Origin of the sequence: Nitrosopumilus zosterae (assembly GCF_025998175.1) — an archaeon.
Classification (GTDB): Archaea; Thermoproteota; Nitrososphaeria; order Nitrososphaerales; family Nitrosopumilaceae; genus Nitrosopumilus; species Nitrosopumilus zosterae.
Genome location: NZ_AP026695.1, coordinates 888,782 through 907,378 on the forward strand (window position 1 = coordinate 888,782; position 18,597 = coordinate 907,378).

Consider the following 18,597-nt stretch of genomic DNA (forward strand, 5'->3'; position numbering starts at 1 on the left):
ATGGTAATTTAATGTAAATCTAATTCAACAAAAATTAGATATGTGTTTTGATAATGATGGTATTTTGATCTATTTGCTCAATTCCAGAATTAACATTCAAAAGTTCAAATTCCACATTGTGGTCTTTTATTTCTTCTACTGGTTGCTGCATTGCATGATATCCTACATATACTGCAGTTATGATAAACATTGCCATTACTAGTCCCATTAGAATATTCATCTTATTTTGATGTGGAATTCCTGCCGGCTATAAGCATTATGAAAAATATGGATTTTTTCGTGTAAAAATTAATTACACCATCAAATATGCAATAAAGTAAATTATGATTGAAACTGAATTAGGAACATTACGTAGATCTCATTATTCTGATGAAATCCTCCCCTCTATGGATGGTTCTCAAGTAACAATAATGGGATGGGTCGTGACAATTCGAGGTCATGGAAATATTAGTTTTGCAACAATTCGTGACAAAAATGGCGATATTTCAGTTGTGGCCAAAAAAGGAGACTGTTCTGATGAAATACGTGCAACTATTTCATCATTAAAATCTCATTCATCCATTGCCGTTACCGGAAACGTCAAATCTTCAGAAAAAGCTCCTAGCGGGTTTGAAATAATTCCAACCGAATTAAGAGTTTTTTCCAATGTTGAAAAGATTCCTCCTTTTGAACCCACTGCAAAAACAGTGAAAAATATTGATACTAGATTGGAGGTACGACCCATTGATCTTAGACGAATTTCTTTACAACATATTTTCAAAACTAGAAGCTTAGTTTTAAAATCAATTCGAGATTATTTTAATGAACAAAAATTCATTGAAATCAATACTCCTAAAATGATTGCAACAGCTACTGAAGGCGGTGCAGCATTATTTCCCATATTTTATTACAACAAAGAAGCATTTCTAGCTCAAAGTCCGCAATTATACAAAGAACAATTAACGATGAGCTTTGAAAAAGTATTTGAAATTGCACCAATCTTTAGAGCAGAACCTTCTAGAACCAATCGTCATCTTGCCGAAGCAATATCTATTGATTTGGAAGAAGCATTTGTGGATTACAATGACGTGATGAATAGAATAGAAGAAATTATAAAAATTTCAATAATGTCTGTGAATAAATATGTAGATGAAAATGCAGGTGTTGAATTTACAATACCTTCTATGCCTGAAACCATACCGCGATATTCTTATGATGAATTAGTTGACAGAATGCAAAAAGCTGGAGCAAAAACTGAATGGGGAGATGACCTCTATCCTTCTAATCTAAAAAAGATTGGCCTGGATGGATTCTATTTTATAAAAGATTGGCCGTTGGCACCAAAACCGTTTTACGTAAAGGATAGTAAATCCAACCCTAAAGTTTCTGAATCTTTTGATTTAATGTTTGGTGATTTAGAATTATCCTCAGGCAGTACAAGAATTGAAAAAAGAGAAGAGTTAGCTGAGAGAATGAAGAACAAAGGAATGAATACAGATGCGTTTGAATATCATTTGGGGGCATTTGACTATGGAGTTCCTCCTCACGCAGGTTGTGGAATAGGTCTTGAACGGCTGATTATGGCACTTACAGGCACAGAAAACATTCGGGATGTAACGTTTTATCCCAGAGACGTTGACAGATTAACACCGTAGGTGTATTGAATGGGTATTGAAGAAGAAATAGAACATGTTTCAAAATTAATGAAAATCGATATAGATGATCATAAAGAACATGTTGAAAAAGTACGTATGATGATCAGCTATTTTGATATTTTAGATTCTGCAGGTGTTGAATCTGAAGAAATATCTGTGCATGAAATATCCCTTTCAAATCTAAGAGATGATGAATACATTCCATTTAATGAAAAATTAATTGAACAATTAAAACACTACAAGGGAACGTATGTTCGCGCACCCAAGATGTCTTCATGAACCTAAAAATATCTGCTCTTGAATATGTTCAAGAAGTAAAAAATGGAAATATTTCTGCAGAAGATTATGTTGCAAAAACTATAGAACACATACAAAATGTTGATGATAAACTCCATGCATTCTTATCTGTAAATAATGATGCTATTGATCAGGCAAGAGAAATTGACAAGAAAATAAAATCGGGTAAAAAGGTAGGCGATTGTTTTGGAATGCCTATTTCAATTAAAGATAATTTGTGTATTAAGGGAAGCAAAACCACATGTGCGTCAAAGATGCTTAAAGATTTTATCGCACCATACGATGCTACAGCAATTACAAAATTAAAAGAACAAGATGCAATATTTGTTGGAAAAGTCAACATGGATGAATTTGCAATGGGGCTTACAACAGAATTTAGCGCATATGGTCCTAGCAAAAATCCTTGGAATACAGAATATGTTCCAGGTGGTTCTTCTGGAGGTAGTGCAGTTTCAGTAAGTGCATTTGAATGTGTAGCTTCACTTGGTTCTGATACCGGAGGTTCTGTAAGAAATCCTGCAAGTTTTTGTTCAACTGTTGGTTACAAACCAACATATGGTTTGATTAGCAGATTCGGTCTAATTTCATATGCTAACAGTATTGAGCAAATAGGTCCTCTTACAAGAACGGTCAAAGACACCGCATTTATGCTAAATTTGATTTCTGGAATAGATCCTAATGACAATACTACTATCGATAATCACCAGGAGGATTATCTGTCAGGCATAGACTCTGGTATCGAAGGCAAGAAAATTGGCATCATTCAAGAAATGATGGGGGAAGGAATAGATCCATCTGTACTTCGTGCCACAAAAGAGGCAATATCTAAACTTGAAGGATTAGGAGCAATTTGTGAGAATGTATCCCTTGACATGGTAAAATACTCCGTAGCTGCATATTACACCATTACTGCAACTGAAGCCGGAAGCAATCTTGCAAGATATGATAACTTGAGATATGGTTATGACTTTCCAGTTGAAGGATACGAATTCAATTCTTACATTTCAAAAGCAAGAAAAAACTTTGGTCCTGAAGTAACAAGAAGAATGATTCTTGGCGGATTTGTGCCATCATCTGGACACGCTGGAAAATATTTTCTAAAGGCATTAAAAGTTAAAACTAAACTCACAAAAGAAATCAATGATGCGTTTGAAAAATTTGATCTGTTAATTGCCCCAACCGTACCAATACTTCCATTCAAATTTGGTGAAAAAATCGATAATCCTATCTCATTATTCTTAGTTGACATAAATACAATTACTGCAAATCTTACAGGTAAACCTGCAATTTCAGTTCCGTTTTCCCATTCAAATGGATTGCCAATTGGAATACAATTAATTGCAAATTCAAATCATGACAAACTATTGCTTCAAGCTGCTTATGCCTTAGAACAAACTGTTACTTTGCCGGTGGTACCACTATGATTGGATTAGAAATACATTGCCAATTAACAAATTTGCAAAGCAAATTGTTTTGTTCATGTAAAGCAAACTATCGTGAATTTGAAATAAATGAAAACATTTGCCCTATTTGTATTGGATTGCCAGGAAGTCTGCCTAGATTAAATAAAGAAGCCATAAAAAAAGCAACAACTATTGCAATGGCATTAAACTGTACCACTCCTGAAAAAATTGCTTTTTTTAGGAAAAATTATTTTTATCCTGATTTGCCTAAAAACTTCCAAATAACTCAACTCAACATTTATGGAGATACAAGCGTTGGAGGGCATGGTTCCGTCACGGTAGGAAATAAAAAAATCCGAATTACTCGAATACAGTTAGAAGAAGATCCGGGTAGGCTCGTTTATGAGGGAAGTTCATCAAAAAATATGATCACACTTGTTGATTACAATCGTGCTGGTACGCCATTAGTGGAAATTGTAACCGAACCTGATTTTGAAACTCCAAAAGAAGTAAGAGACTTTCTAAACATATTGTCTGATTTGCTTGAAAATCTTGAAGTTTCAGATCCTAGTTTAGAAGGAGCAATGAGAGCAGATGCAAATGTTTCAATTAAAGGTGGCAAAAAAGTGGAAATAAAAAATATCGGTTCATTTCATGATTTAGAAAAAGCCGTTCATTTTGAAATCACCCGACAAGAAAGTTTGAATTCCCGCGATATCCCCATCATTCAAGAAACACGCCACTGGGACGATAAGAGAAAAATTACTGTATCTGCGCGTTCTAAAGAAGAAGAACATGATTATCGCTATTTTCTAGAAGGAGACATTCCGTGGATTAAAATCGATACTGCGATCTTGGAAGAATTGAAATCAGAAATGCCTGAAAGCATAATCTCTAAAAAAGAAAGATATGTTTCAAAATACAACATACCTGCTCAGGTGGCAGATGTTTTATCATCGGATAAATTTTACTCAGATCTATTTGAAAAAGCACATACAGAAAAAAACGCTAAAGAAATTGCAAATATTATCACTACTGATTTGATGGGATTAGTCGATACAAGAGAGAAACGTGAAGCATCAAAACTCACTTCAACACATTTACGAGAACTAGCAGATTCAATACAATCAGGTAAAATTTCAAGAAATTCTTCTAAAAATGCATTACAAGAAATTGTGAAAAGTGGAAAAGATTTATCTGTAATTATTTCAGAATTAGATCTTGGAAATGTTTCTGATGCTTCAGAATTGATTGCCATTATTCAACAGGTAATTTCTGAAGAGCCTCAAGCAATAGAACAAACAAAAATAAATCCTCAAGCAATTAATTTTCTAGTGGGAAAAGTAATGCAAAAAACAAAAGGGAAAGCAGATCCAATTTTGACATTGGATTTGTTGAAAAAACAAATAGACAGTTCATGACCGAATTATCCTTGACAGATATTGAATTTATCAAAATTCTTGCAAATTCTGACGCATCCATCCTTCAAATTGGCATGAATGATGCCACTAGAAAGAGGTTAGATGAACAAATAGGCGTAATTTTGAGAGAATATTATCGGGAAAATACTATGAATCTAAAAACTGGATGGACTGAAAAATTTCTAAAAGCAGGAATCAACGAAGATGATGGAAAATCGGCCCTGGCATGCGCTAGACGACTTGGGTTGGACATATCATAAATCAAAAAATCTTTTTACATCCTTTTAGTTTTCATAAAATTGAATATTGTCCAATTTTGAATTTATCCCAACTGAAAAACAAATTCATGAATCGAATATTTTTCAATTCATGAAAAAACATAACATAGATTCCTTAGAGGATTTATCTCACAAGGCCAAAAATAATTTAGAGTGGTATTGGGAATCTGTTGATAAAGACATAGGAATTGTTTGGGATAAACCATACACAAAAACTCTTGATATGTCAAAGGGTATTGCATGGTCAAAATGGTTTGTGGATGGAAAAACAAACATTTACACATCATCTGTAGAAAAATTTGCAAAATCAAATCCAGAAAAGATAGCATATTATTTTGAATCAGAAGACGGGCGAACATCCAAAATTACTTATTCAGAATTGAATTCTAAAGTATCTAAACTTGCTAATGCTCTAAAATCATTTGGCATAAAAAAAGGAGATGTTATTGCAATTTATCTTCCAATGATCGAAGAGGCAATACTGGCAATTCTTGCTGCCTCTAAGATTGGTGCAGTTCAAACAACTATTTTTTCAGGATACAGCTCACAATCATTGCATGTACGTTTACAAGATTGCAGAGCAAAAATTCTATTCGTTTCAGACGGATTTCACCGAAAAGGAAAACCTATTTCTCAAAAACAAATAATGGAAAATGCAGTAAAAAATACCAGTATTGAAAAAATCATAGTTGTATCATACAAAGGAATTGACAAATATATTGAATCTGAAAATACTATTTCATTCAAAAAAATTGTGTCTGACGAGACGGACTTGTGTGATACTGAGGTAATGGATTCCGAGGATCCTTTGTTTATATTATATACTTCAGGCACTACAGGCAATCCTAAAGGTGTAATTCACAGTCATGGGGGTTTCTCAGTATTTGCAGGTCATCAATCTGCTTATTTGATTGATACGCATGAAAATGATATTCTATTTTGGCCTGCAGATATAGGTTGGATCACAGGTCTTGTATGGAATGTTTATGGGCTTTTGATCATGGGAGCAAGTGCTGTAATTTATGACGGCGCACTTGATTTTCCAACATCTGATAGAATTTGGAAAATGATGTCGGATTACAATGCAACTATCTTTGGAATATCTCCAACTGCCGTTAGATTGTTTAAAAAAAATGATGTAGAACCGTTGAAATCACATTCGTTAGATAAAATCAAAAATATTCCTACTACGGGTGAACCTCTTGATGAAGATTCATGGTGGTGGCTGTTTGAAAAAGTTGGTAATAAAAAAATTCCCATCATGAATTTATCTGGAGGAACTGAAATTGGGGGTGCAATGTTGTCAGTATTTCCAGGAATGAAATTAAAACCGTCTAGTGTGGGAATTCCAATTCCCGGAATGGATATTGATGCTTTTGATGATGACGGTAATTCTGTAAAGGGTGAAAACGGATATTTGGTTATCAAATCACCTTGGCCCGCAATGACTCGAGGTTTGCTAAATGACGATGTTAAATATATTGAAACATACTGGTCTAGATTTGAAAATATCTGGTTTCATGGAGATTATGTCTATGTAGATGAGGATAATTTATGGTATATGCGTGGAAGAACTGATGATGTGATTAATGTATCTGGGCATCGTATGAGCACAGTAGAAATTGAACACATAGTAATCTCACATGATGACATTTCGGATGCTGCTTCAATAGCAATTCCCGATGAACTTACTGGAGAAGCTATCGTCATATTTGTTGTTACAGATAAAACGCTCAACATAGATTTAGAATCTGAAATTTCTAATTATATCTCTGAAAAAATAGGGAAAGTTGCAAAACCGAAATATATTTTCAGGTTGACTGAATTGCCAAAAACCAGAACAGGTAAAATTATGCGGAGATTGTTGAAATCAAAATTACTTGGAAAGAAACTGGGAGATTTATCATCACTTGAAAATCCTCATGTTTTAGATGAAATTCGTAAATTAGGTTGATAAAATTAACACATTGATATTTTCTGATTAACGTTTTACATCTAAATTTGCATGTGAGAAAATTGATTATTGAAATTTGTAGTTGATCAGCAGGTTAAAGATATCGAGATGCCTGAAAATCTTAAATTAAACACGTTTTTGCAGGAATTTCATTCTGATTGCCCTCATCCTGAATGTAGTTTTGGATTCTATGGTTTTGCTTTTGGGCAATCTCCGTTCCCAGTACCTAAATTAATCCAAGATGCATTAGTAAAAAACGCATGTAAGGGTGCATATGCACCGATATCAGGAATTCCAGAATTACGTGATGCCATATCAAAGTATAACAAACACTATTTTGGAATGGATGTCTCAACTGAACGAATTCATGTTGGTCCTGGAACAAAAGAATTGATCTTTAATTTATTGGAAGTTTTACATGGGACTGTAATTTTGCCAACTCCTGCATGGTTAGGATATCTTCCACAAATTAGATATTTGAAGAAAAATTATCACATGTTGCCAACTAGATCAAATAAAAAAATATCTCCTACTTCTCTAAAAAAATTAGCTTTGAGATTACATGATCGACAAAAGATTCTGATTCTAAATAACCCGAATAACCCTACTGGATTACTTTATAATAAATTGGAATTAGAAGAAATTTCTGATGTGTGCAGAGAGCAAAATATCACAGTAATCTCTGACGAAATTTATGCACAAACAACATATGATTTTTCAAAATTTGTAAGCATGGGAAAAATTTACCCTGAAGGTACATTTGTAACAAACGGGTTATCAAAATCTCATGCTGCAGGCGGATATCGTTTAGGTTATGTGATTTTTCCTCAAGATACTGCAGATCTGAGTACCCAATTCAAAAAAATTCTCGCTACTGAATACACTGCAGTTTCAACCCCTATTCAACATGCGGCAGTTGCAGGATTTGAAATAAGTAAAGAAATGGAAGAATATTTTGAAGTTACTAGAAGCATTCATCAAATAATGGGAGAATACACATACGATGGATTATCTTCTATCAAGGGGGTAACAGCTACAAAACCCGATGCGACATTCTATCTTTTAGCGGATTTTAATTATTATGCAGCTGATTTAGAAAAATCAAAAATTCTCACATCTCAGAAATTATCTGAATCATTAATAGTACATCCCTATCATACAGCAATTGTGGGCGGAGATAGTCTAGTTTTGGAAAGAACTGATTTTAGCGCAAGAATTGCTTATGTTGATTATGATGGCTCCAAAGTGTATCAAAATTATCTCGATAATAAACCAAAATCTAATTCTGAAAAAACAGCCTTTGTAGAACACAATGCTCCAAAAGTTGTTGCAGGAATTGAAATGATTAAAACATTTTTTGACAATATTCAAACAACATTTGTGAGAGATTTACAATCTCAAAAAAATTCTATGATGACTCCCAACTAATCTAATTTTGATATTATCTGATCATATTCCTCTAAAGTGACTTTCTCTTTGACCAATCTAATTTGAAAGATATTTTTTGGATTTAAACCAATTATGGATTGGATAATTTTTTTATTGGATTTTTATTGATTGAGATTTGTTTTGAATTTTATTCCCATCTACTATTAATTGTTAAATGGTTTCTTCTTGTTTCGGATTCTATCTGGGCAATTTTATTTCTTATTTTATTAGATAGAATTTCCAATACCTCTTCTGTTCTAACAGCGTTAAATTTGGTCGGTTTACTAAAAGTGGAGAAAACAACTCCTTTTCGTTGCAATGCAGATAATAATCTGTATGTTTCTGTTCTTGGAATATTCAGGATTTTTGATATATTTGAAGCTGTTTCAACGCCATTTTTATTTAAAAACAAAAAAATTTTTGTTTCTTCAACTGTAAAATAATAATCTATGATCATTAGATTTAGTTTGTTGATGGTATTTTCAATTCCTAAAGAAGAATGTGTTTTATCGGCATTAATCCTACCCATTAAGAATGCATGAAGATTTTTTAGACATTAATGGAAGTATGTCATATTGTATTACATCATGTTTTATGCCTAAATATCACATTCCCAGAAATGTGCCTAGAAGCATGTCCCCAAAAAACAATTGAATTAGAAACCCTCCCGTGATTAATGGAAGATAAGGGACTCCTGGAGTAACCCATGTGTCAGGTTTAGTACAAAACTCGTGGTTTTCTGCATGATGTAATTTCAAATCTAATCTTTTTCTGCCTTTTTTGGTTTTTTCTATTGAAAATCCAAATTTTGGATTTTTTGCCCTATACCCAATTAATATGGCAACAATTTTTTTCCCAGTTGTTTCATCAAACCCTTCAAAAATATTTTCTCCCTTTAATTGTGCTATGGTATTTCTCAAAACATTAACGATAAACGGAATAACAAACAATAGGACTGCATTGGATAATGTTGTAAATGGAGTGATTGGGTTTTCACTTAATGTTGCCATTGGTGCAATTATTGCTAATGTTATAAGTGCAAAAGCATCAGCACCGCCAAAGAGACCTATTCTCCACATCAAAATTACTATTGGCGCAATAATTAATGCAAACCCTAAGGTAAATAAATCAGACATTAAATCAGGGCTGAAAAATATGAGTAAAAACCCTGCAATGCCAAATACGATCCAATAATAATCATGTATTTCTCGTTTCAAAACATCGATAATGGATGCAACAACCAACATTATCAAAGCTAGACCCATTCCTACAATATGATAGTCAGGGAGTAAGTCCATCCATTAGATTTGCATATGATTAACTATATTTGAAATGAAATGAAAAAGTCTTTTCTTTTTGTCATATTTTTTAATGATTTTTTTCGGCAAACTATGATTTGATTTCAAGAGTAATTTTAATCACGTATTGGGAGAGTGTATCGAATTATAGAGAATTTTTCTTGTGTCGTAATACAATATTACTAAAATTTGAGATAAAAGTTACAAAAGACAACTGGAGTTATTTACTATTTTATAAAATTCATGATGTTTTGTAGAATAGCATCATGCAGGAATACATTAGATGGATGAATTTTTTGCTAACAGATCAGCTGGAAACCCATATTTTTTACAAAAATTAAGTATATTTCTAAATTAAGTCCATATTCACGCCTAAATATGTTTTATTTTGAGTCTAAAATAGATAAAAACGATCAAGCCGATCTAACAAATTTAGCTTTACTACAATATAGTTTAGTGTTTTCTTAATGAAGATCCTGAAAAAAGATGGCAAAAGATACTCAAGAATCAGTGTTTGATTCAATTCCGGATTCAAAAATGTATGAATACAAATTATCTGTAGAAAAAGTTCAAACGGAATTACTTCAATATGGGTTGACTACTAATCAAAGTAAAGTTTTCATCTATCTTGGAAAATATGGTTCCAAAACTGCACCCGAAGTGTGTAAATCTCTAAAATTACCAAGAACAGAAACGTATCATTTACTTTCTGCATTACAAAATAAAGGGATTGTTTCTGCAACTTTTCAACATCCAATACAATTTACTGCATTACCATTAAACAAAGCAATATGGATATTGGTTAATGCAGAAAAAGAACGAGTAAAATCTCTTGAAAGAATGGAACAAGGATTATCGAAATTATGGGACAATATCCCTGTGTTTAATTCAATGGATTCGGATGTAGAAGAAAAATTCCAGATGTTGCAAGGGTCTAATCAAATACATTCAAAAATTACTGAAATGACAGATAGTCATAATGATGAATTTTTGATTTTAGGATCTGAAAAAGATTATCTTAAATTATATCACGGAGATTTTCTTGAATCATTTGTCAAATCAAAACAAAAATTTAGATTGTTAAGTGGATGTTCTGATAAAACTACATACATATTTGATGATTTAGAGAGAAAGAATATCAAAAAACTCCATAATGACATAAAAAATCACCTGTGTTTTATCGTAAAAGACGACTCTGAAATGCTGTTTTTTACTAAAAATGCAATGTCTCCAGAAGAACCGTTTGCTATGTGGACAAACTCTAATTCAATGGTATATGCAATGAAATTATTATTTGAATCATTGTGGTCAAATTCTAAAAATATTCATTTGTAAAAGCAACATTCTTGTTTTTTGTAAGACTTAAACTAGTACCCTTCTTTATATAGAAAATTTACGTTATTTTCTTTATTGATATGGATGCAACATACTCTAAAGTAAAGACAGGGATTCCGGGATTGGATTCTGTAATTTCCGGAGGAATGAAGTCAGGGCGCTCTGTGACAGTTTCTGGTCCTGCCGGAAGCGGAAAAACAACATTTGGCCTACAATTTCTCCATTCTGGCGCTAAAGATTTCGAGGAGCCAGGAGTTTATGTAACCATGGCTCAAAATATTCGGGAGATTAAAGATGATTGTAAATCATATGGTTGGGATTTTGACAACCTTATCTCCAATGATAAAATTTTAATGGTTGACGCCAGACCTTTTAAAATTCAAGAAGAACTAATTGGAAAAGATGATTCACTTTATAGAGGAGAGCAATTACCGTTTGAACATTTGACAAAATTAATTCTAAGTAGTATTAAACGCATTGAAGCAAAAAGAGTTGTAATTGATTCTGTCACTATTTTATCGATTCAATATTCAGATAAATTTAGTATGAGACAAGGATTGCAAGCAATGGTTCAGGCACTGGAGAATTTTGGCGTGACAAGTTTAATTTTATCCGAAAATTCAGATCATTCTGAAATTCCTTTGGAATGGTTTGTAACTTCAGGAATTATTCAACTACGTCATACACGGACAGGTGATACGATGGAGAGAACTATCCAAATTACAAAAATGAGAGGGATAAAACATAGTGAACAAATTCACCCAATTGAACTTGATTCTGACGGAATGCATTTATTGCATCCCAGATTATTACCTTAATTTTTTCTTTTTTCTAAGTTGATGTGCAACTAATGGTAGGAATGCCCCAACATCAGAAACAATTCCTAAAGCTTGCCATGTTCCTCTATCCATGAGTTTTGTTACTGTAGGTTGATTGATATCGACCACTATGACCTTGACATTCGCTGGAAGCATGTTGCCAGTTGCAATAGAGTGAAGCATTGTTGAAATCATGATGACCATGCTTGCATCTTTTACAATTTTTTTGTACTCTCTTTGAGCTTGAGCAACATCTGTAATGACATCGGGCAATGGTCCATCATCACGAATGGAACCTGCAAGTACAAATGGAACTTTATTTTTTACACACTCATACATTATTCCTTTTTTCAGCTTCTTAGTTTTCACCATATTTGCAATAGAACCTGCTTTGAATACGGCATTGATTGTATCCATATGGTTTCTATGCCCGTGATATGCCAAAGTAGCATTGTGTACATTCATTCCCAAAGACGTTCCTAATGTTGCATATTCAATATCATGAACTGCCAGAGCGTTTCCCGCTAGTACGCCGTCAATATAGCCTAATCTTATTAATTCAGATACTGAATCATCTGCACCAGTGTGTACTATTGCAGGACCACCTACTATGACAATTTTTCCACCGTTCTTTTTGGTGTCATAGATATCATCCGCAACTTGTTTTGCAATATGTTGTGTTGGCCTTTCACTAGAGCTTGAACTCCCCATGAATTCAAAAACATTGATTCCTTCTCTTGGACGTTCAGGGGGTGTAATTTTGATTCCTTCTTCTCCAACAATTATCTGATCCCCTTTTTTTACATCTCTAACTGGAACGCAAAACGCTCTATTTTGTTTAACTACGATGCATTTATCCATCATCATGTTTTCTACTTGAATCCATCTTTTTTTATAGAAAACTTGTGTGTGGTTGTTTGTTGTACTGTAAAAATCATCAGGCATTACATAATTCTTTGGAGATTTTTTTAATGTAATTTCTTTTTGTATTTTGGATACTGCACCTAATCGATAAACTGTCTCTAAAATTTCATCTAAATGTTTTTGATTTTTGCCTTTAACTAATAATCTTACATATGATTGATCTTTTTTTCTTTTACCAATGTTGATTTCTTCTACTTGGAATTCTCCATGCAAATCCATAATCTTATCAAAGATCTTAGTTAGAATTGATGAATCAATTAAATGACCACTAACTTCAATTTCTTGAGAAAATTTGCTCATTTTATATCACTCAGCATAATGATAACTAAAGGTTACGTTTTTCTTTATGGGCATGATCATACAGGTAGAATTACCTTTCCTTCAAATTTTGGTATATTAGCTGCCTTGAATACTTTCTCCAAATTTTCTTTTTGCTTAGGAGTTACTCCTTGAACAATTGTTTTAGAAGAACCTGTTTTGTCAACTAATGCTAGGATATAACCACTATTATCCGTTAAAACAAATCCTGCAGATTCATCTACAAACGCATATAGATTTTCTTCTCCAACAGGTTGCCAAATGTTTGAATCTGTACTTGCTAAGGCCAATGCAGGCATAGCACGTCCGTCTGTTAATGTATTGAGATATGCTCTTGCTTCTGCGACTCTTTTTTGTCCTAATTTTAATGCCTGAAAATACTGCATGTTCTCAAATTATCGAGTTATTATAAAAACAATTTCGCTACAAAAGATAGTTATAGAATCCTAGTTATTTTGCTAATATGCCATTAACAAATAATGTCATCATAAAATTAAATGAGATAACTACAATGATTGAAGACAAATCAAAATTATCCGAATCAGACATTTCAGTGATTAAATCTATTTTTCAAAATCTTGTTGAGAATAATGAGAGATATGATGTTGATGAAATTGAATTTTGGTTTACGAATGAAGGCAGTTGGACTAAAAAAGAATCAATAATACGGATTGCTAATCTTTCAAGTTATGTGCAAGACAAATACCAACAGACAGCCCATCTAAGAATTATCTCGGATGATGATTGTGGATGTGGAAATTAAATTTCTAATTGTTCTAGCAGTCTTCCAGCAATTTTGGCGTTTTCTGATCTTTCGTTCAAAATTTGCTGAAGACGCGTTTCATCTTTAATTTCTTCAGATATGATTTTAAAATATTCGTCATCAAGATCGTTGTTTGCTTGTAATCTCTTTATCACTTCAAACAGAATTCCAATAACTTGTTTTTGAGCATCAATCAATTCATCTTTGTTTTTTTCAGACATTTTCTAACTAATTCTCATCAACAATCTTTGTAAATAATTCTTTTAGAGATGGATCAACAATGTCTTTTTTTGCGTATTCAAAAAATGAGTTCAGTTTATCTATTGAATAACCCTCTTTTTGATATATTTTAGCTTGAAGTGTCATTTCTAATCGGTCTATCTGATGAACTAACATGGATTCTTTAGATGTGCCATCTTGGTATTCTTTCCAAATTTCTGAATAATTAGATTGGATGTTTTCAGGTAATTTTTCTATAATTTCATTGAATGCATTATTTTCTAATTCTTTTTTATTTTCTTTGCTTAGTTGATCTGGTGTATAGTCGCCAATTCTTGATTCAGCCAAGTCATGAAGTAAAACCATTCTGAGTATTTTTTCTGTATCGTAATTTTTCAAGTCAGACAACACCATGCCCATGATCGCCATTGAATACGTGTGATCTGCGACTGATTCTGAATCATCTATAGAAAGTTTGTCAATCCATCCCTGTCTTGAAATTTTTTTAAGATTTGCTGCAGTTTTTAAGAAATCTACCACCATGACAAAATGAAATAATTGTTTTCTCCTAATGAATTTTCATATTTTATTTTCGAATCACATAATAGGTCATTCTGAGATGAGAAACTATTGAAAATTTACACAAAGACGGGGGATGATGGAAATACAGGTCTTCAAGGAAATTTTCGAATATCAAAGTCCCATCCAAGAATAATTGCATATGGTGCTGTGGATGAAGTCAATGCCGCATTAGGAATAGTTTTGACAAACATCTTAGATGACGACATAGTAAAACTTTTGACAAAAATCCAAAATGATTTATTTCTGGTAGGTGCCGATCTTTCAAACCCAAATCTAAATGATGTTAAAAATAGAGTCACATTAGAAATGATTCAAAATTTAGAACACTCTATTGATAAATTTGAATCTGAACTTCCTCCTTTAACCAATTTTATTTTACCTGGAGGAAGTATTGCAGGTGCACAATTACATTATGTAAGAACAATTGTGCGAAGAGCTGAAACTCAAATAGTCCAATTGAGTGAAAAAGATGAAATTAATTCAAACTGCATCATATATCTTAATAGATTATCTGATTTATTGTTTGTAATGGGACGATTAATCAATAAACGAAAAGGCAAGGATGATATTCTTTGGAAGATCTAAAAAGACAAACTGTTGTAGACGTTTTCTAACAAAGATCAATCCTGTCATTCCAGAAAAATGGTAAAAACCACATTAAATAATATTCAGTAAACTGAAATCATCCGCAAAAAGATGTGAGTCTTTATATCACTAAATCTGAAATGCCTAACTTTAAAACAAATAATTCAGATTGTTTAAATCGGAGTTGCAGTTCATATTTGTCGTAACAAGAATTGTATGTAGATCTAATTAGAAAAATCCATATAAAATGAAAACCCTATAACCCAAGAATTTAATTAAAAAGCATAGATAAATGGAATGATGCAACTGAAATTGATAATGTATAGGGTTGAATTTAATGATTAAAAAATATTTATTTGTATTATTTTGTATTGGATTTTTTATTCCAATTGTATGTGCACAAACAGTTGATGAAGCAACATTATTAGAGAATACTAAAAAATTTCTTATGGATAAACAATATGATGATGCGATTATTGAATTAGATAAAATTTTAGCAGTACAACCAGAAAATGTCAACGCATTAATTGAAAAAGGACATGTTCGTCTAATTCAGGGAAAATATGTAAAAGCATTTCAAAATTTTGAAAAGGCCTTGCAATTTGAACCAAAAAACATCCTTGCACTAAGTGGCCAAGGAACTGCACAATATCATCTTAAACAATATGAAGATGCCTTGGATTCTTTTAATTCTGTTTTGAAAGTAGATAAAGACAATACGGTTGCACTTGTTGGAAGCGGAAACATACTACTCAAAGAACAACAATACGATAATGCCATTTTATTTTTTAATATAGTGTTAGAACGAGAACCCAATAACATTTCTGCAATGATTGCTAAAGCAAGTGCGTTAGCTGGCATTAACCAATATGATAAATCCCTTGAGTTACTTGATAATATACTTCAATTAGATTCAGATAACATCCTTGCATTAAATGAGAAAGGTCAAGTGTATTTAGAGATAGAAAAATATGCATTAGCACGAGATGTTTTTACTGATTTGATGGAAATCGACGAAAATGATATTTATGCACTACTTGGAATGGCAGAATTGAATTTCCTAGAAAATAAAAATATCAAAGCAGAGCAACTTTATGACAAAGTATTGTTATTGGATCCAGATAATGTGGAAGGCCTGTTAGGAAAAGCCAATGTTTTAGAAAGCCGAGGACAGTATGATGACGCATTAAGATATTTTGATGAAGCCTTGGAGGTAGATCCTGATAATTTGGAGGCATCAAACGGAAAAGGTTCTATTTTAGAACACGAGGTAAATGCTTCATTGGATTTGATCTTGATAATTACAATTATCGGTAGTGTCACATCAGTTTTTTCTTTCATTATAGTGATGATCAAAATTAAAGAAAATAAAAAATTACAAGAAAGAGTACTGATTGCAGATGAGCAGATTGAAGATATGGTTGATAAATTCATGAAAAGACAAAAAAAATAGAAAAAGATCATTAATTGATTTCATCCATAATTGTCAATCTTGATGTTCAATGATTAAGCAGTATTATTCCGTAAATGGAGATAAGAAATAAAGAGCATGAAAATGAGAATATTTTTTATAGTAACCTTAGAGCCATTTCTTTCGTTTAAACCACAATATCATCATACCAGAAACAATCGCCATTCCGGTCAACATGGAAAAATAGCTTCCTTCCCATTGTAATTCTGGAACATATACAAAATTGGTGCCATAGATACTAGCTATGAATGTAATAGGTATGAAAATAGATGCAATTATTGTAAGTGTCTTCATCACCTCATTCGTGCGATTACTAACACTGGACAAATATGTATCAAGCATGCCTCCAATCACATCTCGTAATCCTTCTATAGTATCGATTACCTGAATTACATGATTATAAACATCTCTCAAATACGTTCTAGTATTATCTGAAATTAATATTGTGGAATCTCGCCCTAGGAAATCAATAATTTCACGAACAGGCCAGATTGATTTTCTCAAAGATATCATTCGCCGTTTCAATGTTTGAATTGTCTGCATAGTTTCTGCAGTAGGATTTTGCATCAATTCTTCTTCTAGATCTTCGGTAATATCTCCAATTTTTTCTATAACTAGGAAATAACTATCAATAATCGCATCAATAATTGCATATGCGAGATAGTCACTTTTGAGATTCCTAATTGTACCTGTTTTACTTCTAAGTCTTTTTCTAATTTGATCAAAAAAATCAGCCTCAATTTCTTGAAATGTCACTACATGATCCTTTGCAAGAATTATTGAAATTTGCTCTAATTCTAGCTTTCCTGTTTCACTTGTATAATGAGGCATCTTTAACATGATCATAATGTAATTGTCAGAAATTTCAATTGAGGGTCTCAATTCAGTATTCATAATATTTGCCTGATGAAGAGGATGAATTTCAAAACTATTTCCAAACGCTTCAATTATTTTAGGATCATGTATGCCAATTACATTTATCCATGAAACATTTGGCTTATCTTTGGATTCTAAACATTCTTCAATTTTTACATCACTTTTTTCAGTAATTGTTTCAGGATCATATTCCACTATGTCTATTCTGACATTTTCTACTCTTTGCTGTCCAACATGAATAAGTGCACCAGGACTGTGTCCAATTGTATCTGCTAATGATGTTTTTTGAGTCTTTGTTTTGTTGAGAATTTTTGAAATTTTTGTAATATCTTGCAGTCCTATGTCTTTTGTCATTTCTTTAACTTTTGATGTTTTGCTAGCCACGCCCACAATAATGAATCCTGCAACTATTGAAAAGATAATACTGATTAGTAATGGGACAAAATCACCCACAATTGCTGCCTGATAAATTGCCTCTACATCAGTTGCAGTTCCAGATTTTATAATTAACCCAATTATGGAATCTAGTAAGAAGAATAAGAAAGAAATCAAAGCACCAATAATTATTGCTGTGACTATAGTGATTCTTGGTGGAACTTCAATGTTTTTTTCATCCTTGTAAGGAGATAGATATTTTTTATATCTAATTATCAATAGTGCCATAACTGTGATTATAATTGTGGAAATTATCCACCATGCTACAAGCCAAGGACCTTGTTGTGAATCTATTTGTTCAACTCCAGATATAAGATCTTGAATGTTGCCAGTCAATGGTAATGAAAGTAATGATGTGGCTATTCCAATAACAATTTGATACAAAAAAGCAAAAGTGAAACCATAGACCAACCTATTGATAATTACTCCTATTTTATTTCTCAAGTTTCGCCCACCATTTTTCTAATAGATGGAGAATAAAAAAATTATTCATGTTTAAGTCCTTGAAAATTATCTGTCTCGAATAACATCGGATTTGCAAAGTGAACCAGAATTTGT

The 18,597-nt window shown here is 32.5% G+C and carries 20 protein-coding genes; 12 read left to right on the forward strand and 8 right to left on the reverse strand.

Translation table 11 applies throughout. The annotated features are described in order from the left end of the window. Nucleotides 1–34: 34 nt before the first annotated feature. Nucleotides 35–208: a hypothetical protein gene (locus tag OO712_RS05325; protein ID WP_225866880.1), complete on the reverse strand. Its 174-nt coding sequence runs from the start codon at nt 206–208 to the stop codon at nt 35–37. A 115-nt stretch (nt 209–323) separates the two neighbouring features. On the opposite strand from OO712_RS05325, the gene aspS reads away from it, so the two are divergent. The 7 genes from aspS to OO712_RS05360 all read left to right on the forward strand — a co-directional run bounded on the left by aspS (nt 324) and on the right by OO712_RS05360 (nt 8,415). Beyond that, complete coding sequence (gene aspS / locus OO712_RS05330) at nt 324–1,634, forward strand: aspartate--tRNA(Asn) ligase (protein ID WP_109877079.1); 1,311 nt, start codon at nt 324–326, stop codon at nt 1,632–1,634. Nucleotides 1,635–1,643: 9 nt separating this feature from the next. Continuing rightward, nucleotides 1,644–1,913 carry an Asp-tRNA(Asn)/Glu-tRNA(Gln) amidotransferase subunit GatC gene (locus OO712_RS05335; RefSeq protein WP_109877078.1) on the forward strand — a complete coding sequence of 90 codons (270 nt, stop codon included), beginning with the start codon at nt 1,644–1,646 and terminating at the stop codon, nt 1,911–1,913. Beyond that, nucleotides 1,910–3,355, forward strand: a complete 1,446-nt coding sequence (gene gatA, locus OO712_RS05340; protein ID WP_109877077.1) for an Asp-tRNA(Asn)/Glu-tRNA(Gln) amidotransferase subunit GatA — start codon at nt 1,910–1,912, stop codon at nt 3,353–3,355. The genes OO712_RS05335 and gatA overlap by 4 nt, the downstream gene beginning before the upstream one ends. Next, nucleotides 3,352–4,755: an Asp-tRNA(Asn)/Glu-tRNA(Gln) amidotransferase subunit GatB gene (gene gatB, locus OO712_RS05345; RefSeq protein WP_109877076.1), complete on the forward strand. Its 1,404-nt coding sequence runs from the start codon at nt 3,352–3,354 to the stop codon at nt 4,753–4,755. The genes gatA and gatB overlap by 4 nt, the downstream gene beginning before the upstream one ends. Continuing rightward, the gene (locus tag OO712_RS05350; RefSeq protein WP_109877075.1) at nt 4,752–5,015 is read left to right on the forward strand and encodes a hypothetical protein; all 264 of its coding nucleotides are present in this window, start codon (nt 4,752–4,754) and stop codon (nt 5,013–5,015) included. Before gatB ends, OO712_RS05350 begins: the two co-directional genes overlap by 4 nt. A gap of 109 nt (nt 5,016–5,124) precedes the next feature. After that, nucleotides 5,125–6,987: an AMP-binding protein gene (locus tag OO712_RS05355; protein ID WP_225866879.1), complete on the forward strand. Its 1,863-nt coding sequence runs from the start codon at nt 5,125–5,127 to the stop codon at nt 6,985–6,987. A gap of 69 nt (nt 6,988–7,056) precedes the next feature. Continuing rightward, entirely contained in the window at nt 7,057–8,415 is a 1,359-nt protein-coding gene (locus tag OO712_RS05360) for a pyridoxal phosphate-dependent aminotransferase (RefSeq protein ID WP_264953634.1), read from the forward strand. A 148-nt stretch (nt 8,416–8,563) separates the two neighbouring features. Here the strand turns inward: OO712_RS05360 and OO712_RS05365 are convergent, their stop codons facing one another. Then, nucleotides 8,564–8,944, reverse strand: coding sequence for a helix-turn-helix domain-containing protein (locus OO712_RS05365; RefSeq protein WP_109877072.1), 381 nt, complete (start codon nt 8,942–8,944; stop codon nt 8,564–8,566). 76 nt (nt 8,945–9,020) lie between these two features. Next, on the reverse strand, nt 9,021–9,713 hold the full coding sequence (locus OO712_RS05370; RefSeq protein WP_109877071.1) for an A24 family peptidase C-terminal domain-containing protein: 693 nt from the start codon (nt 9,711–9,713) through the stop codon (nt 9,021–9,023). Between the two features lie 486 nt (nt 9,714–10,199). On the opposite strand from OO712_RS05370, the gene OO712_RS05375 reads away from it, so the two are divergent. Both OO712_RS05375 and OO712_RS05380 read left to right on the forward strand, forming a co-directional pair. Next, on the forward strand, nt 10,200–11,048 hold the full coding sequence (locus tag OO712_RS05375) for a TrmB family transcriptional regulator (RefSeq protein ID WP_109877070.1): 849 nt from the start codon (nt 10,200–10,202) through the stop codon (nt 11,046–11,048). Nucleotides 11,049–11,128: 80 nt separating this feature from the next. Beyond that, complete coding sequence (locus tag OO712_RS05380; RefSeq protein WP_109877069.1) at nt 11,129–11,866, forward strand: RAD55 family ATPase; 738 nt, start codon at nt 11,129–11,131, stop codon at nt 11,864–11,866. Here OO712_RS05380 and OO712_RS05385 read toward each other — a convergent pair. After that, complete coding sequence (locus OO712_RS05385; protein WP_109877068.1) at nt 11,858–13,090, reverse strand: ornithine cyclodeaminase, nickel-pincer nucleotide-dependent; 1,233 nt, start codon at nt 13,088–13,090, stop codon at nt 11,858–11,860. The genes OO712_RS05380 and OO712_RS05385 overlap by 9 nt on opposite strands. A 56-nt stretch (nt 13,091–13,146) precedes the next feature. Further along, the gene (locus OO712_RS05390) at nt 13,147–13,494 is read right to left on the reverse strand and encodes a hypothetical protein (RefSeq protein WP_109877067.1); all 348 of its coding nucleotides are present in this window, start codon (nt 13,492–13,494) and stop codon (nt 13,147–13,149) included. 125 nt (nt 13,495–13,619) lie between these two features. On the opposite strand from OO712_RS05390, the gene OO712_RS05395 reads away from it, so the two are divergent. Continuing rightward, nucleotides 13,620–13,871, forward strand: a complete 252-nt coding sequence (locus OO712_RS05395; RefSeq protein ID WP_225866878.1) for a hypothetical protein — start codon at nt 13,620–13,622, stop codon at nt 13,869–13,871. On the opposite strand, the gene OO712_RS05400 is transcribed toward OO712_RS05395, so the two are convergent. Next, nucleotides 13,868–14,092, reverse strand: coding sequence for a hydrolase (locus OO712_RS05400; protein ID WP_109877065.1), 225 nt, complete (start codon nt 14,090–14,092; stop codon nt 13,868–13,870). The two genes, OO712_RS05395 and OO712_RS05400, sit on opposite strands and share 4 nt — an antisense overlap. Before the next feature lie 7 nt (nt 14,093–14,099). Continuing rightward, on the reverse strand, nt 14,100–14,633 hold the full coding sequence (locus tag OO712_RS05405) for an HD domain-containing protein (RefSeq protein WP_109877064.1): 534 nt from the start codon (nt 14,631–14,633) through the stop codon (nt 14,100–14,102). A gap of 87 nt (nt 14,634–14,720) precedes the next feature. On the opposite strand from OO712_RS05405, the gene OO712_RS05410 reads away from it, so the two are divergent. Together OO712_RS05410 and OO712_RS05415 are read left to right on the forward strand one after the other, a co-directional pair. Continuing rightward, nucleotides 14,721–15,257 (forward strand): cob(I)yrinic acid a,c-diamide adenosyltransferase, encoded by a 537-nt coding sequence (locus OO712_RS05410; RefSeq protein ID WP_109877063.1) that lies wholly within the window; start codon nt 14,721–14,723, stop codon nt 15,255–15,257. 337 nt (nt 15,258–15,594) lie between these two features. Next, entirely contained in the window at nt 15,595–16,710 is a 1,116-nt protein-coding gene (locus OO712_RS05415; RefSeq protein WP_109877317.1) for a tetratricopeptide repeat protein, read from the forward strand. 126 nt (nt 16,711–16,836) lie between these two features. On the opposite strand, the gene corA is transcribed toward OO712_RS05415, so the two are convergent. After that, entirely contained in the window at nt 16,837–18,483 is a 1,647-nt protein-coding gene (corA, locus tag OO712_RS05420) for a magnesium/cobalt transporter CorA (RefSeq protein ID WP_109877062.1), read from the reverse strand. Nucleotides 18,484–18,597 lie beyond the last annotated feature (114 nt).